The sequence below is a fragment of the Nostoc sp. UIC 10890 genome (assembly GCF_054786515.1).
Genome location: NZ_JBSGKF010000001.1, coordinates 5,397,189 through 5,414,309 on the forward strand (window position 1 = coordinate 5,397,189; position 17,121 = coordinate 5,414,309).

General features: G+C 41.1%; 14 protein-coding genes. 7 read left to right on the forward strand and 7 right to left on the reverse strand.

All coding sequences use genetic code 11. The features are described 5' to 3' along the window. Positions 1-138 precede the first annotated feature (138 nt). The gene (locus ACWATR_RS22420) at positions 139-2,385 is read left to right on the forward strand and encodes a GumC family protein (RefSeq protein WP_460337200.1); all 2,247 of its coding nucleotides are present in this window, start codon (positions 139-141) and stop codon (positions 2,383-2,385) included. 127 nt (positions 2,386-2,512) lie between these two features. Here the strand turns inward: ACWATR_RS22420 and ACWATR_RS22425 are convergent, their stop codons facing one another. The 5 genes from ACWATR_RS22425 to fabI all read right to left on the reverse strand — a co-directional run bounded on the left by ACWATR_RS22425 (position 2,513) and on the right by fabI (position 9,663). Further along, positions 2,513-3,910: a choice-of-anchor Q domain-containing protein gene (locus tag ACWATR_RS22425; protein WP_460337203.1), complete on the reverse strand. Its 1,398-nt coding sequence runs from the start codon at positions 3,908-3,910 to the stop codon at positions 2,513-2,515. Positions 3,911-4,904: 994 nt separating this feature from the next. Continuing rightward, complete coding sequence (locus tag ACWATR_RS22430; protein WP_460337206.1) at positions 4,905-6,377, reverse strand: SLBB domain-containing protein; 1,473 nt, start codon at positions 6,375-6,377, stop codon at positions 4,905-4,907. Positions 6,378-6,875: 498 nt separating this feature from the next. Beyond that, a complete protein-coding gene (locus ACWATR_RS22435) occupies positions 6,876-7,859 on the reverse strand; it encodes an ABC transporter ATP-binding protein (protein ID WP_069072696.1) in 984 nt (327 codons plus the stop codon). A 276-nt stretch (positions 7,860-8,135) separates the two neighbouring features. Next, a complete protein-coding gene (gene hisB / locus ACWATR_RS22440; RefSeq protein WP_460337209.1) occupies positions 8,136-8,771 on the reverse strand; it encodes an imidazoleglycerol-phosphate dehydratase HisB in 636 nt (211 codons plus the stop codon). 115 nt (positions 8,772-8,886) lie between these two features. Then, positions 8,887-9,663, reverse strand: a complete 777-nt coding sequence (gene fabI / locus ACWATR_RS22445; protein WP_460337212.1) for an enoyl-ACP reductase FabI — start codon at positions 9,661-9,663, stop codon at positions 8,887-8,889. Between the two features lie 378 nt (positions 9,664-10,041). On the opposite strand from fabI, the gene ntcA reads away from it, so the two are divergent. The 3 genes from ntcA (at position 10,042) to ACWATR_RS22460 (ending at position 12,955) form a co-directional block, all read left to right on the forward strand. After that, complete coding sequence (ntcA, locus tag ACWATR_RS22450; RefSeq protein WP_010998529.1) at positions 10,042-10,713, forward strand: global nitrogen regulator NtcA; 672 nt, start codon at positions 10,042-10,044, stop codon at positions 10,711-10,713. A 169-nt stretch (positions 10,714-10,882) separates the two neighbouring features. Further along, on the forward strand, positions 10,883-12,373 hold the full coding sequence (locus ACWATR_RS22455) for a DUF3084 domain-containing protein (RefSeq protein ID WP_460337218.1): 1,491 nt from the start codon (positions 10,883-10,885) through the stop codon (positions 12,371-12,373). 126 nt (positions 12,374-12,499) lie between these two features. Next, positions 12,500-12,955, forward strand: coding sequence for a pre-16S rRNA-processing nuclease YqgF (locus ACWATR_RS22460; RefSeq protein WP_460337221.1), 456 nt, complete (start codon positions 12,500-12,502; stop codon positions 12,953-12,955). 71 nt (positions 12,956-13,026) lie between these two features. On the opposite strand, the gene ACWATR_RS22465 is transcribed toward ACWATR_RS22460, so the two are convergent. Then, the gene (locus ACWATR_RS22465) at positions 13,027-13,290 is read right to left on the reverse strand and encodes a DUF3146 family protein (protein WP_069070640.1); all 264 of its coding nucleotides are present in this window, start codon (positions 13,288-13,290) and stop codon (positions 13,027-13,029) included. A gap of 369 nt (positions 13,291-13,659) precedes the next feature. Further along, positions 13,660-14,478, reverse strand: a complete 819-nt coding sequence (locus tag ACWATR_RS22470; RefSeq protein ID WP_460337224.1) for a hypothetical protein — start codon at positions 14,476-14,478, stop codon at positions 13,660-13,662. Positions 14,479-14,582: 104 nt separating this feature from the next. Between ACWATR_RS22470 and ACWATR_RS22475 the strand changes: the two genes are divergently transcribed. The 3 genes from ACWATR_RS22475 to ACWATR_RS22485 all read left to right on the forward strand — a co-directional run bounded on the left by ACWATR_RS22475 (position 14,583) and on the right by ACWATR_RS22485 (position 17,075). Further along, positions 14,583-15,449 carry an aldo/keto reductase gene (locus ACWATR_RS22475; RefSeq protein ID WP_460337227.1) on the forward strand — a complete coding sequence of 289 codons (867 nt, stop codon included), beginning with the start codon at positions 14,583-14,585 and terminating at the stop codon, positions 15,447-15,449. A 245-nt stretch (positions 15,450-15,694) separates the two neighbouring features. After that, a complete protein-coding gene (locus tag ACWATR_RS22480; RefSeq protein ID WP_460337230.1) occupies positions 15,695-16,495 on the forward strand; it encodes an EndoU domain-containing protein in 801 nt (266 codons plus the stop codon). Between the two features lie 40 nt (positions 16,496-16,535). Next, positions 16,536-17,075, forward strand: a complete 540-nt coding sequence (locus tag ACWATR_RS22485) for a GNAT family N-acetyltransferase (protein ID WP_460337233.1) — start codon at positions 16,536-16,538, stop codon at positions 17,073-17,075. Positions 17,076-17,121 lie beyond the last annotated feature (46 nt).

The following is a 17,121-nucleotide window of genomic DNA, read 5'->3' on the forward strand; positions in this document are numbered from 1 at the left end:
TTTGTAACTCAGATAGTTTATACTGTCCACAGGTCGTATTTTAAAATAGTACTAGTCTTATCAATAGCTACGCTTTGTAACTACTCTAAGTAAGTCAATATTGAGTTTATCGCTTAAAACCCGTACTTTTGAAGATTCATGTCAGAAAAATCTATGGAATCTAGAGAATCTATTGATTTAGACCTTAATCGTTACTTGTTGATATTGAAGCGTTGGTGGTTACCGGCTGTCAGCATATTTGTGGCTACAGTGATTCTGAGTGCTGTATCTACAAGGTTTATGAAGCCAGATTATGAAGCAGAAGGAAAACTGTTATTCAGACTTCCCTCTTTTAAGGTAGCAGGAACTAATCTTTCGCCTGGTTCCTCTGAAGGAGGAGACTCAGGAGATTTGAAACCATTGGTAGCAACTCAAAATCCTATAAGCAGTCAGATAGAAGTTATTACTTCCCCCAAGCTATTGCAGCGGACAATAGATAAATTACAACTCAAAGACAACGAAGGTATACCTCTAGAGGTACAAGCTCTAAAAAAAGCCCTGAATCTAAAAATTATTGGTGGGACAGATGTATTGCTAATTAGCTATAGCAGCTCTGACCCCGAAGAAGCAGCGGCAGTGGTCAACACAATAATGAGCTTTTATTTAGAAAATGATATTCTGACAAACCGCTCTGAGGCAGCAGCAGCTCGTCAATTTATGGCCAAGCAGCTTCCTAAAACTCAAGCCGCTGTTAATAATGCAGAAGTAGCGCTACGTATATTTAAGCAGAAGCATCAGATTGCAGATTTATCAGAGGAGACAAGGTCAGCCGTTGCGACTATTGGAAATCTAGATAATGAGATGAATAGTGTTAAAGCTCAATTAAATGAGGTAAATGCCCAAACCAATCAACTCCGTCAGAAAGTAGAGCTAAATTCTCAGGAAGCGATCGCAGTAAGTGCCCTCAGCCAGTCACCTGCAGTACAGGGAGTCCTTACACAACTTCAAGAGACCGATCGGCAGTTAGCGGTTGAGCGTAGCCGTTTTCTAGATGACAACCCCGTAATTATTAACCTAGAAGCAAGAAAAGCTAGTTTAAATTCTCTCTTACAACAGCAAATTGGTCAGACCATTGGCAATCGAACACCAGTTCCTCAGAGCCTGTTGCAGATTGGAGAACTGAGACAAAACCTGATACAAAATTTTCTACAGTCAGAAATACAGCGCTTTGGGTTAACTCAAAGACTCTCTTCTCTATATAATTCTCGTTCTACCTACGAACAGCGGGTGAAACTCATACCGCAGTTAGCACAAAATCAGCGCGAGTTAGAACGGAAAGTTGAAGTTGCAGAATCGACCTATCAAACTCTATTGAAAAAGGTTCAAGAATTACAGTTAGTTGAGAATACAAATACAGCGAGTTCCCGGATTATTGCTCAAGCTTTAGTGCCAAAAGATCCAGTAGTAGGCAAAAAAATAATTGTTTTGGTGCTGGGAGTGATGTTTGGTTTATTTTTTGCCACAACAACTGTGCTCTTACTGGCTATGAGAGATAGATCTCTAAAAACACTTAAAGAAGTTAGAGATATATTTGGATATACTTTGCTGGGCATTGTTCCTTTGTCTGTTAAGAAGCTTCGCTCCCGTTATTCAGATGCAGAATCAACGGTTCAAACAATCGCCGTCAGAGATACACCCCACTCTTTAACCAGCGAAATGTACCGGATGATCCAAGCCAATCTGAAATTCCTGAGTTCAGATAAAGTGCTTAAAACTATTGTGGTAACTAGCGCAATTCCTAAAGAAGGCAAGTCTACAGTTTCAGCTAATTTGGCGGCAGCGATCGCTCAACTAGGACGTAAAGTTTTACTAATTGATGCAGATATGCGAGTTCCTTCTCAGCATCATCTATGGCAACTAACCAATGCAGTTGGTTTGAGTGAGGTTCTTGTAGGTCAGGCTGAATTTGACATTGCTGTATCCAAGGTAATGGATAACCTTGATGTTTTAACTGCTGGAGTTAGACCTCCCAACCCACTTGCCCTGCTTGATTCAAAGCGGATGGCATCACTAATTGAGAATTTCTCATCTCAAGATAACTATGATTGTGTCATTATTGATGCTCCTCCCCTCCTTTTAGCAGCCGATGCTTTGACTTTGAGCCAAATGACAGATGGGATTTTGTTAGTAGCTCGACCTGGGGTAATTGATTCTAACAGTGCCGCTGCTGCTCAAGAAATGTTAGAGAGATCCAGTCACAACGTTTTAGGTTTAGTTGTGAATGGTCTCATTGATAAAAACGAATCTAGTAGTTATTTCAACCATGCGAAAGAATACTTTACTTATCAAGATTTGACAAAAGCGGTTAAGCGACAAAAACGTATTCCAGACAAAAGCTCTGTATAGTATAAATTAGGATTTTGTCTCACAAGTCAATTGAACACCATAATGTTTAATTAATTATCCATAAATAATAAGCCTGCTTTCGCAGGCTTATTATTTATGTAACTGTAGACTTCAATCTGAGGGAACGTTACCTAATTTCATATGCCCCAATATCATATGTACCACCAGCAGGACGAGAGTTATCGGCATAATCAGTTTTCAAATCCTTCCAATAGTAACCCCTGTTGATCGCCGGACTCGTTCCTTTGAGTCTAAAGTCACCATTTGAGGCATTTTGAAACTGTGGATCTGCAATAATATCGTTAGCTCCGCTCGCCTTCGCATCGATCACCGAACCGTTGGGGTAAAGATTGTAGTTATAAGTGACGTTTTTATTCATGTAGCTGCTGTTCACATTTTTGCCAGCAACACCATAAACAATGTTATTGAAAATCTTGACATCATTTGAATAACCAGCATAGAGTTGCCCTTTTTTTGACAGTTCTGGACTTTGCTGATTCAAATATGCTGTGTTGTTGACAATATCGATATGCTCACTTTCATGGGCATGAATACCTGAACCGCCATTCCTGTAGGTAATATTGTTTGCAATTAAAGTCCGTCCTCTATATGCACCATTTGCACCCTGTTTTGAAAGATCGACAATAATGCCATTACCGTCTGTGATCTTTCCACGTTGAATCCAGGGAACGTAATTGCGATTGTTGTAGACCCTGTTTCTTGTCACGAACATCTTGTATCCCTGGTTGTTGTCAGAATTCCGACTCTTCAAGAACGAAATACCGCTCGTACCATACATACTATACCAGGCGTTATTGAACACTGTGTTATTATCAATCTTCACATAATCAGCGGACATTACTGAGATACCTGCTCCTCCGCAGTTATTCACTTTGTTGTTTAGAATATTTATGTAACGAACAGAACTATTGCGTCCGTCAATACTTATGCAGGTTCCGTTTGTACGCGCATTTGATCCATTAGTCTTCTGACTTAATGCATAAGAAAGGGTTATGTTTGCATTGTCCCCTATGACCTCTAGCCCGTCGATCTCAATATATGAAACTCCATTTGACAATAGAATACCATTCCATGTATTGTGCCGAATTTTTGGGAAATGCCCAGGATATGCTTGATACCTAATCCATGCATTTGCCCTTCCAGAACGTCTTATATTGACGACACTCCCACTTCCCCCTGTATTTTTGTATTCTCCATTCATAATCAATACTTTGTCGCCAGGGTTGGTAAGATTTGCCGCCCTCTGAATTGTCCTAAAGGCAGATGAGGTAGTGCGTCCGCTATTTTTGTCATTTCCGCTACCACTAACATAGTATGTTGTAGCAGGTAAAGCTTGGCTGATCAGCTTACGACTAGGTAATGGCATTTCCTGATCAGTGGGAGACTGACGAACATCTTTAACTAAAGACTCTGTTATTCTCTCTCCTTGAACCAAACCTGTTAATGCCCAAGGAAGCACAAGAGATGCGCTCAAACTCAGAAAACCGAAACCATGAATCATCATAGGGAAAAAATAGGGTATGTTGCAAAAATTTAATAGTCAACGGTCAGTAACTCTAGCCTTAGTTCCGTAACGTTCAGTAACTCAGTATTGGATACGGTCGTATAACTGCCATTTGTAAGTTTATACACGTTTTTTTAGGTTTGCACCTGGGGATTTTCGCGTAAATATGGCTGAACTGCCTTTTCAGCTTGTGTTTCAAAAAATGGCAGCTATTTGGTAAAAATACTGAATAAAATTTATCAGTATCCACAGCTACTCCATTAATGGACACCAAGCAACCGTACAAATGGCGTCATTTCCAATTCGACATCATTCTACTGTGTATACGCGGTATCTTTGGTTAAGATAGTATATCTGTCATCAATAAGTTAATTTACTTAAATATTTCTTATGATAATAAGAATCACTGAATGAATAAAACAACGTATAGAGTTGCTTTTCACACCTCTATTCTCTAAAATATTCTCATTATCATAAGAAATCTGAGTACCTACAACAAGGTTTTCAAAAGCCTGTCAATGCACATTAAGAATTGTTAATGTCTAAAACATGTGTCAATGAGTAATACTACTTAAAATAATTTGTGATTCGTAATGACGCTTAAGGTCTTGCTAATGTAATTCGCAATCAAGTTTTGTAATAGGGATTTAGACCCCACCACAAAACTTGCTGTTTGTTAGTTACTGGGAACTTAAACCCCCAGAATTTGTTAAATAAGATTTTTATAAAAAAGCTGATAGAAAACACTATTTTGGAGGAAGTGATGCCTTCTCTGCAAGACGCAACGCTGTTTTTCAGACACCTCTATTCTGGATAGACTTAAGAGCGATCGCTTGTGGTGGTGATTGAAAACCCAACTTAGACGCCTGAAACCCTTATTATTGAGTCAAATTTCAAAACTTTTCGTGACTATTGAGCTTTGATTCAAGGTATAGTGCAATTGTGGAGACGAGGAGAATTGACCAACGCCCCCAATTTGCATCTATATATTAAACTAGATTCCGAACAACCTCAGAATATTAAAAATAACACCTAGAGGGCCAGCTATGGTGTTTGTAGTATCCCCAGTCTTAGCTAAACCAGATCGGTTGACTACTACAACATCATTATTACGGAGTATGGGATTAGTTTGCTCATTAATCCCAGCGGAGAAATCCACTTTTACTATACGTTTAGTCACAGAACCATTGGGGTTGAGGCGAATCAAATCAACAGCATCGCTACTAGCTCTGGCATCATTAAATCCGCCAGCAGCGAGTATAGCTTGATTTAAAGAGCTATTCGGCTGAACGTCTGTTAATCCTGGTCTTTTAACTTCGCCTACCACACCAACTTGAATGCGTGCAGGAGACAAAGTAGTGGTAGCTAATTGAGTAGCTTCTGCGGGGTTAATTTCAGTTGCCGTCGGAATAACAATCGTATCTCCGTCTTGTACGATGATGTCTTGATTGGTATCACCACTCTGCAAGAGTTGCCAAAGGTTGATATCTATGGTTTGTTCTGAGCCACTTCTTGTCGGTCGGCGTAGCCTGAGATTACGAACATCAGCTTGCGCTGTAATTCCCCCAGCTAGTTGAATTACCCGTGTTACATTTGGTAGACCATTGGGAGTGGCAGTACCACTGTTAGCAGTTGCACCCGCCTGAGCAGCATCTGTGCTGGCTGGGGTGACAAGATACGAACCGGGACGGTTAACTTCACCAATAATTGTTACCGTGCGGGGTGTTGTTTGGCTGGCGGCAAAGTTAGCTGCAAATATATTGCGAGATTCAGCCACATTGAAGTTGGTTGCTGTTGGTACAACTATAGTGTCTCCATCCCGCAAAGTAATATCCTGTGATAACCTGCCTGTTTGGATGAGTTCCTTCAAATTGATGGTGACAGCTTGCTCTGAAGAACGTCCTACTTTACGCCGTAATTGAACTTGAGTCACATCCGCAGCAAGAGTTACACCCTGCGCTGTTGTCAATGCGGCTAATACAGTGGGGAATTGTACACCTGGATTGTCTCCCGCGCCTCCGCTCAAGTTTAGAGTGTAAGCTCCTGGACGTGTCACCTCTCCGGCAACGAAAATATTGATGGGACGAGACGATAATAAATTGACTGAGATTAAGGGACGTTTGAGGAAGCGAGCATATCTTCTCGCAATTTCGTCAGCAGCCTGTTCAGTTGTTAGGCCGAGGACTGACACACTACCAATTAAAGGTAGGTTGATTGCTCCACCTGGGGGAATTTGATATTCACCTGTATATTCAGGTACTTCAAAGACATTTACACGGATGCGATCGCCGCCTCCTAATGAATAATTAGTATCTATTTGTGTTTCTGTGGTTGATGGTTGTGTAGCTGGTGGGAATGGTTGTCCCTGAGCTAGACTGGCAGATGACACAGCGGCATTGACAGCAGTTAATAAAGCCACACCCACAACAGGCTGAGTTAGGAATTTAGACAAACTTTTGTTAAGCATATTTACCTGAGACTCTGAAACTACGATCAATAAAGTACTGTCTAAACATTTTTATTTTGACTATACCTAAGTATTCAAGTTCCCCGACACTCTTATTTTCCTAGAAAAGTGTGATTTTCCGGAGGGAATTTGTTTATTGAATTTAAATTTTTAGTGAAGTTAGCTTAAAGTTAATGCTGCTTGAATATGGCAATTATCAAAAAATATAGGATTTACGCAATTAAACACAGTTTATACAATAAATTTTATCTTAGTCAATCAAGTACTTACGAATAAATTTTTATTGTCAAAGTTAATTTGATGACATTTAAAATCTGCAATGGGTAGTAAGAGACTACCAAAATTATGGGCAAGTTCATTAAATAAATACAAATAAACTTAAAAAGAGGTCAGAATTTTATTTTTTCTGGGTTGGGTTGAGCAAAGATAATTCCAAAAGGCAGAAATTTTGAGTTTTGTTCTTCAAGTCAACCGACAATTTGCTATTTGGTAACAAAACTAATTTAATGAGTTATCTTTTCTTTGTATTTGTTGAATAAAAAACTCTTCTAGGGAGTGACGCGACAAGTTCATGGTAATAATTTTACCCTCCATTAGACGAAGACTGGAAAGAAAATCATAGTAATCATCTTGTAGTGTACCGTGCCAGGAACCATCAGGCTCAAATATAAGAGTGGGTATCCATTTTTTGAGAATTTCCCCATCACCACCTTGACCTTTGACGTGATATGTATTTTTTCCGCCCAAGAGTTCATTGAGGGAACCAGAGCAAATTAGTTCACCTTGAGCCAGGATGGCAATGCGATCGCAAATCTGTTCTACTTCACTAAGAACGTGGCTGTTGAAAAAAATCGTCTTACCAGCGGCTTTGAGCGCCAAAATAATTTCCCGCATTTGGTAGCGTCCTACAGGATCAAGCCCAGACATTGGTTCATCCAGAAAAACTAAATCTGGCTCGTTAATTAGTGCCTGTGCCATGCCAACACGCTGTAGCATTCCTTTGGAATAGCGACGCAGCAGCTTTTTACGGGCATCGGCTTGGGATAAACCCACTAATTCCAGCAGTTGGGGAATACGTTGGCGTTGGACACTTTGGGGAATTTGGAATAGCCCAGCCGCTAGCTGCAAAAACTCCCAGCCAGTGAGATAGTCATATAAATAGGGATTTTCCGGCAGATAGCCGATATGTTGCTTAACACTGCGATCGCCTATTGGTTTACCCAACAACGATCCCCGTCCAGAGGTGGGATGAATAATTCCCAGCAACAATTTTAAAAGTGTGGTTTTACCAGCACCGTTTGGCCCCAGCAACCCAAAGGTTTCCCCTTTGTAAACCGTTAAAGAACAGTTTTTGAGAGATACGACTTTTTGATTTAGCCAAAAACCAGTGCGGTAGACTTTTCGCAACTCAGAAGTTAGGACTACTGGCGGAATGTCTGTCGTATTAAGTTGAGAATTAGGGTCATCTGCAACAGACTTCATCTCGGTTAAATCACTATTTATCAGCTTGGGATTAATTACAAATTACCCGGTAGGCTGATAATAACCATCAACAACTGGTGTGTCAATTATTGGGGAGTGGGGAGTGGGAAAGAAGCAAGGGAGTAGGGGAGCAGGGGAGTAAGGGAGCAGGGGAGCAGGGGAGCAGGGGAGAAGAGAAGTTGTAGAAAGTTAAAGTTTTCTCCCCTCTGCCCCTCTGCCCCTCCGCACCTCTGCCTCTTTTCGATGCCCAATATCCAATATCCAATTTGACTCCTTTCATAGAACTCCCTTAGAACTGGGAATTATGCCAGCACGTCGGGGGTCAATTTCCACCGCCAGCCGTGTTGCTCTTGCAAACGCCTTAAATGTTGCTTCAATGATGTGATGGGAATTAATGCCATCCAATTGCCGAATGTGTAATGTCATTTGGCTATGGTTCACCAAAGCCACAAAAAATTCTCGTACCAGTTGGGTGTCATAGGTTCCTACGCGCTGGGTAGGAATTTGCAAGCCGTAGCTGAGGTGAGGGCGTCCAGAAAAGTCTAGTGCTACCTGAACTAAGGCTTCATCCAGTGGTGCAAGAAAATTACCAAAGCGGACAATACCTTTTCTATCGCCTAGTGCTTGGTTAAAAGCTTGTCCTAAAGTAATGCCTACATCTTCGTTGGTGTGATGGTCATCAATTTCCCAGTCTCCCTTGGCTTGGACATCTATATCAATCAGCCCGTGGGAGGCAATTTGATGCAACATGTGATCTAAAAACGGAATGCCTGTTGCTGCTGTGCAAGTTCCTTTACCATCCAGGTTGATAGTAACTTGCACACTAGTTTCACCAGTGGTGCGGTGAACAGTGGCAATCCGAGAAGTTTCAGTTAGGCGATCGTAGTTTGAATTAATTTTGCTGATTTGCATGGGAAATAGGGCATGGAGAATAGGGCATGGGGCATGGGGAATGAAAAATGGACAAGAATTTTACTAATACTCAATTCCCAATGCCCAATCCCCAATGCCCCATGCCCAAATTATCTTACATTCCCATAATTTCATATCCTGCATCTACATACAGAATTTGTCCGGTAATCCCGCTGGACAAATCACTACATAAGAAAGCGGCCGTATTGCCCACTTCTAGCTGAGTGACAGTGCGTCGTAGAGGAGCTACTTCTTCTACATGATGAATCATATCTAAAATTCCACCCACTGCTGAAGATGCCAAAGTGCGGATGGGGCCTGCGGAGATGGCATTCACGCGGATATTTTGCGGTCCTAGTTCACTAGCCAGGTAACGCACACTCATTTCTAACCCCGCCTTAGCAACTCCCATAACGTTATAGTTGGGGATTGCCCTAACACCGCCTAAATATGTCAGGGTGACGATGCTACCTCCCTCTGTCATCAGAGGTTTGGCTGCACCACTTAACTGCACCAGCGAGTAGGTACTAATTTCTAAGGCGGTGTTGAAGCCAGAACGAGAGGTTTGGCTAAAATCTCCAGTTAAATCCTCTTTGCTGGCAAAGGCCAGGCAATGAATGAGGATATCTAGCTTTCCCCATTGTTCGCGGATTGTCTCAAAGGTAGATTTAATTTGGTCTTCATCTTGGACGTTACAGGGAAGAAATAAGCTGGGGTTGAGAGGTTCTACCAACTCCGCAACTTTTTTCTCCATCTTGCCGCGTTCATCCGGTAGGTAGGTAATGCCCAGGTTTGCTCCAGCTTTGTGCAGTTGTTGGGCGATGCCCCAGGCGATCGAGCGGTTATTGGCAATACCTGTAACAAGGGCATTTTTTCCAGTCAGATTTAGCATAGAAATTGTTAATGCGATCGATCATTAGGAGCATACTAGAATCTGACACTAGTTTGTCTTTGTTTTATACAGGATTTGCAAAAATGAATATTGCTAAGGGTGTTTTCTGTGAGAAAAATCTTGATTTTTTATAAAGATATTCTCAAGATATCTTTATTTGTTCTTCAAAAAAGCTTTTAAATACAGCTATTGGAACTACTTATCAACAATTAGTAGCTGAAAGGATCAACAATTATGTATCATTATAAACAAAGAGTTATGAAGAGATTAGTTTGAGTATAGGAAAGTACAGAAAGGTTGACGGTGCTTTATTCATTTTTCGGGTGTATTCTTAGGTAATCAGTTTTTGTTTTTCCGGCATTGGGTAGGGGAAGGGAGATGATCGTGACACAAGATAAAGCCCTAGCAAATGTATTTCGTCAGATGGCGACCGGGGCGTTTCCGCCAGTTGTGGAAACGTTTGAACGCAATAAAACGATCTTTTTTCCTGGCGATCCTGCCGAACGAGTTTATTTTCTTTTGAAAGGTGCTGTTAAACTTTCCAGGGTGTACGAGGCAGGAGAGGAAATAACGGTAGCATTGCTGCGGGAAAATAGTGTTTTTGGTGTATTGTCATTGCTGACAGGAAATAAATCGGATCGATTTTACCATGCGGTTGCATTTACTCCTGTGGAATTACTGTCAGCACCAATTGAACAGGTAGAGCAAGCACTCAAGGAAAATCCAGAATTATCAATGTTAATGCTGCGAGGTCTGTCTTCGCGAATTTTACAGACGGAGATGATGATTGAAACTCTTGCTCACCGAGATATGGGTTCTAGGTTGGTAAGTTTTTTGTTAATTCTTTGTCGGGATTTTGGCGTTCCTTGTGCAGATGGGATCACTATTGATTTGAAGTTATCTCATCAAGCGATCGCAGAAGCAATTGGTTCAACTCGTGTTACCGTTACTAGGCTACTGGGAGATTTGCGTGAGAAAAAGATGATTTCTATCCACAAAAAGAAGATTACTGTGCATAAACCTGTTACCTTAAGTAGGCAATTCACATAAAAACAATTGGAAAAAGGGGAATCGGCGCGTGTTCTATTTTGAAAAATGACACTAATAGCTAGAGGTAAATCTAAAAATTGAGTAATTTCAGCTATTGCCAATTTCCACTTCTTTCCAGACAATGCTTAAAAGTAGTAGGCTGTATCTGGAAGGATTTCGGTAGCTAAAGATGACCACCGGATACATCCTAATCGCAGCAATTTTAATCCTGGGAGGCGTAATTGCAACCGTGGGCGATCGCATCGGCACACGAGTTGGCAAAGCCCGCCTCTCACTTTTTAAGCTTCGTCCAAAAAATACTGCTGTACTGGTCACTATTTTTACGGGTGGCTTGATTTCAGCATCAACTTTGGGGATTTTATTCGCTGCCGACGAAGGCTTGCGAAAGGGAGTCTTTGAATTAGAAGATATTCAAACAGACCTCAGACAAAAACGAGAACAGCTAAAAACCGCAGAAACTCAAAAAAGTCAGATAGAGAGTGAGTTAAGCCAAGCCAAAATTGCCCAAGCAAAGGCACAACAAGACTTGCAGGCAATCAACCAATCTTTGCAGGCGGCGAATGCCAAACAACGCCAAACACAAGCTCAGTTAAACCGCACCATTAGTCAACAAGCCCAAACTCAAACTCAACTCCAACGCACTCAAGGTCAGCTAGAACAAGTTGTAACTCAGTACCAAAAAGCCATAACTGAATTGCAAAGCGTTTACAACCAGAGAAAGGAGTTACAGGCAGCAGTTGAACTACTGAAGACAGAACGTCAACGACTGTATGCTGAAGCGAAGAAAGCCATTGACGAAGCCAAAGCAGCGATTGAAAAACGCGATCGCGAACTTGCTAACCGCCAAGAAGTTATAGAACAACGCGATCAAAAAATTGCTCAATTGGATAAACTGATTCAAAAGCGTAATCTCGAAGTTGCAGCGCGAGAACAAGTGATTGCCAAACGGGAATCTCGTCTTAAAGAATTGGAAGGACAACAGGAGCAATTAGAACAGGAAGTTGCAAGGCTGGAAAAATATTATCAGTCCTACCGCGATTTACGTCTGGGTAAGCTTGCCTTAGTTCGCGGTCAAGTTTTGTCCGCGGCTGTAGTTCGTGTTACCCAACCTGGTGCTGCTCGTCAGGCAGTTGTACAACTCTTACAAGAAGCCAATCGCAACGCCAACCTGGAATTGAGTGAGCCTGGTGCAAATCCTGCAAATGCAGAGCTAATACGCTTCACCCAGGAGAGGGTTGAGAAATTGAGCAAGCAGATTGAGGATGGTCAAGAATACGTGGTGCGAATTTTTTCCGCTGGTAATTACGTCAGGGGAGAAAAGCAGATAGAATTTTTTGCCGATACAGCCCGGAATCAATTGGTTTTTTCGGGAGGCGCGGTGCTGGCCACAACTAATACTGATTCCAAAAGCATGACATCCTATCAGTTACAGCAGCGGTTGGAAATACTAATTTCTGCTTCTCAATTTCGTGCCCGTAACGCCGGAATTGTCGAAAATGTCCAAGTAGACGGGACTTTTTTGCGCTTTGTCAACCAATTAAGACAGTATAATCAACCCTTGGAGATCAAAGCGATCGCAGCAGAGGACACTTATACAGCTGGGCCATTGAGAGTAAAATTAGTGGCAACAGTCAACGGAAAAATTATTTTTAGTACTTAAAAAATTATTTGCACACTGTTATTATTCAGGAGGCAGGAGGCAGTTATTGCAAAATTTAAACATATTGAACAGCAGCCAAAATATTTGCTGTGATTGCATTTATTAATTTCTAATTTTTAATTTTTTATGGCTTTCCGTGAATTTTCACCAACGCAACCAGTCATCTTGGGGTTTGATCCAGGTCGAGATAAGTGTGGTTTAGCGGTGATGGGACTGGATCGGCAACTGTATTATCATCAGGTTGTGCTAGCCAAAGAGGCGATCGCTACCATTGAGACACTGCGTCAAAGGTTTCCTATCTCTTTGATGGTGATGGGCGATCAAACTACAGCCAAGCAGTGGAGACAGCAACTATACCAAGAATTGACAGAACCGCTGAGTATTATTTTAGTGGATGAGCGCTATACAACCTTAGAAGCACGCGATCGCTATTGGCAAATGTTCCCACCCAAAGGGCTGATAAAGCTATTGCCACAAGGTCTGCGACAGCCACCAAGACCGATAGATGACATTGTTGCCATTCTCTTAATCGAAAGATACTTAAATCGCCTCACAGAATCAGCTGCTATGAGTTATGAGTGAGGAGTAAGAAATTAATTTCTTCATAACTCATAACTCATAACTCATAACTCATAACTCATAACTCATAACTCCTAGAGTTCCGCCCGAATAGTAAAAGCATAGTCTCCTCCAGGCTCTAGCTGGTAATCTTGTTGCTCCAAAAATCGACCGAGGGGTTCTTTAATTAAGGCGCGGCCTTGGGAAGGCTTGACGGCAAGTTCTCCCCGGCGAAAATGCCATTGGAAATGCCACTCAAACTCACCCGCACTTACTTCGCCCTCAAGGAAGCCGTGTTGCCAGGATTGGCGAGTAATTCTGACATGGGCAATGGTTTCTGGCAGACGTTTTGCACTCACAATGCTTTATGTCAAGTGTGGAATAACAGCCGATCATGTAGGCTACTTATTTTATTTACCAAACTTAGCTTAATTAGACAAACTGACAAAGTAGGTATTTGTAGTTGACTAGGTTGTGTTACGACTTCAGGATATTGGAGTTGCGGCTATAACCAAATACGGTTCGGTTAAAGGTTAAAGGTTAAAGGGGTAAAGGGGAAAGGTTAAAGGGGAAAGGTTTTAAATAAATTCTTGACCCCTTACCCTTTAACCTTTTCCCAGACCACAAGGAAAGTGAAGAGTACTTATCCAAACAGTATTGGGCTATAAGCTGCGCGGACTTAATGCTGAAAAATTTAGTTTAGCAGACTATCCTGCGGGTAATTTTTGTTAAATTTTTAGGAATGAATGTATCCGAGAAACTGCATATCGGATACTCCTTTCATCAGTATATTGTGGATTGATTGGGATTTCCTTAAAGTATTTCACCACAATTACAGCCCGATAAAGCTTCGAGTATTTAAATTGTTTTTCTTGGATATTAAAACTCATAATATTCTCTAGTGGATGTTCAATAATTTGGTTAATACGAGGACTTTTTCGTTCGATAAATACCTTATCAATACTTTTATAAAAGGTACAGGTAGTTACAGGTGATGTGGCAAAATAAGCAGCGATCGCCATCATAATCAATATAAATAAAATTAATAAAAGTAGATATTGGCGCTGATTTTGCTGTACCAATAGGGAGGTTTGACCAGAGTTGATAAAATTGTTAATTTTAAAGATAATTTCCTGATTCTCTTCATACTTAACATGGGATAAAAGAGGAAAGTTTCTAAAAGGAGTCACAATCATAACTTGATAGGTTTTCCCCCCCTTGCTACCAGTCTTTGTAAGAATGTATGCTTCCTGGAGATCAAACATTTTGAGTTTCTCCAGACTTCCCAACAAATTAAACCGTCTTAATTCACAATTCATTTGGTTTGGGGAGAGGCGATCGCAAGTTATTTTAACTGAAGCGGACTCAAAAAATAAGCAGTAAATCAAAAAGCCGAAACAGACAGTAAAAATGCACCATCCGGTGAACCAATCTCTGAGTGGTCGATGCTTTAGCTGCAATCTAGTACGGGTTTCCTCGACAACTTTCATCGGTGTATGTGTATAGAATACTGAACCCCTGAGTAGAGTATTCCCCTCGTAGACCATTTATATATCCTCAAGTCTAAGTACCAGGGAGGATTTATGATGAATAGCTACAAAAGCTTTGCCTAACTGATAGATAATTGGGGCAGAAAACTATAGCTAGAAGCATGGAAACCAAACAGCTAGGAAAAACTGGTATCTTTGTGAGTGCGATTGGTTTGGGTGGTATGCCCATGTCAATTTCTAATCGCCCTCCCGAATCGCAATCAATCGAAGTTATTCATCGGGCGTTGGATTTGGGTATTACATTTATTGATACTGCCGATTCTTACTGCAAAGATGAGTCAGAGAAGCATCACAACGAGCGGCTAATTCACAAGGCACTTACGAGTTATAAAGGCGATGTTAGTCAAGTAATTGTGGCAACCAAGGGCGGGTTGATGCGTCCCGATGGCAACTGGACAACCAACGGTAATCCAGAACATTTGCGCCAAACAATTCAAGTCAGTTTTGAGGCGTTGGGTGGTGCTAAACCCATTGATGTTTGGCAATACCATGCGCCCGATCCTAATTACACCATTGAAGAATCCCTTGCGCCAGTGAAAGAAGCAGTGGAGGGAGGTTTGATTCGGTTTGTGGGAGTTTCTAACTTTTCCGTTGAACAAATTAAGCAGGCGCGGGATCTGGTGGATATTGTCTCGGTGCAGAATCAATACAGCCCTTGGCAACGACAGCCAGAAAATGACGGCGTGTTGAAGTATTGTGAACAGCAAGGATTAACATTTTTGCCTTGGAGTCCCTTTGGTGGTAGGCGTCGCCATCAGGATTTGCAAGATATTCCTGCGATCGCTAAATTAGCTAAAGAAAAAGGCGTATCAGTGTATAATATCGTCTTGGCATGGTTGCGTTCCAAGTCACCTGCTATTTTGCCGATTCCTGGTGCTAGCAAGGTTTCCAGCATTGAAGACTCAGCACAAGCTATCAATGTGAAACTATCTGATGAAGAAGTGCAAAGAATTGATCGGGCAACTTAATCATTCCACTAAATAACGTAGATTGAGTGAAAGTTGCCAAAGATTTACGCGCCATCTTTAGCTAGATAAACAATTCCAAATTTCAAGTCAACATAATTTTAAAGAACTTCATCAACCCGGTTTATTAAAAAAAACCGGGTTTTTAAGAAAGTACGACATACATCAAGTTTAATTTGATGTAGTATTTTCATCTAATTAATCTAAAATTTATGCTGCTAAATTCTGTAACCAATAGGTTAAAGCAGATGGTAAAGATGTTTGCTATTTTGCTACTGGTTTCCCCTTTTGGCTGGCAAAATTCAGTGAACGCGCAGCCACAGTCAAATAAGCAACTTCTGCCGTTTTTTGATAATGTAGATAACCCTGTTCCTGTTCGTTTTCCCCCAGGACAACAGGTAGATATCACACCAACTCCACCACTCCTAAACCCTTTTGACAAGGCTGTACTAAAACTCTGCGGCCCCATTGGTACAAAAGTTAGTCCTAATAATTTTAAACAATTGTTATCTTATTATCCAGATGTGCTGCAAAAACTTCAGCAAGTTAGTGGCAGTGAACTACGTCCAGGACGTAATAATCAAGCACAATTTATCGAAGATTTAACCAATATTTGGTTCCAACGTCGGGGGTTTGAGCATATATTTTGTGGTGAAATATATAACGCCAATGATATTGGTGGCTTACATTTTCACGGCAGATATTTACAGTTACAAAATGAAGGCATAGGCGGACGGTTGCCAAATAATCAGGGACGAGAGGAAGTTGTTCCGAATGTAATTTATACAATGGGTGTAGTAATTAAGCAGGAAAATCGGACAGTAAGAGATGTCATTAAAGGCTATGGCTATCTCAGTAATGCCGAAGAAATGCTTTTAGATGCCACCAAAATATTTAAGCTCCAAGGCAATAATGAGGGAGCATGTATTTATAATGTACGTGATCGAGAAACAGGTAAATCCTTTCCTACAGTTTTTGTTAGGAAAGACAAAGCAATCATCACCTATTATCCTGATGCTACTCCTCAAGGCGCAAAATGTAAAAGTTAAAATTTATAGATTGCCTGTAATCAGCGCATAAAGAAAAGACATGATTTTAGAAACACACCGCTTGCTAATGCGTGACTTTGTAGAGACAGATTGGCAGGCGGTTTTGGTTTATCAATCTGATCCTTTGTATTTGCGTTACAACTACTGGACACACCGCACACAAAAGGATGTTTGCGAGTTTATTCAGATGTTTATTAATCAGCAAAAAGAGCAACCACGGACAAAGTTTCAGTTAGCTATTATCCTCAAAGCAGAAAATCAGCTTATTGGCAATTGTGGTATTCGTGTAAATGACCCGGAAATGCGGGAAGCAAACATTGGCTATGAACTAAACACTCAGTATTGGGGAAAAGGTTATGCAACAGAAGCAGCACAAGCAATTTTAAAGTTCGGCTTTGAAGAACTGGTAATGCATCGTATCTGGTCTTGGTGTGTTGCAGAGAATGTTGCTTCTGTAAGGGTATTAGAAAAAATTGGTATGCGTCGTGAAGGTCATCTGCGGGAAAAAGAGTTAATCAAAGATAGATGGTACGACAATTTTCTTTACGCTATCCTTGACCATGAGTGGAAAGCAAAGTAATACTGCTTCTATGAGCTACCTCAGAGACAATATCGTAAATTCCTGA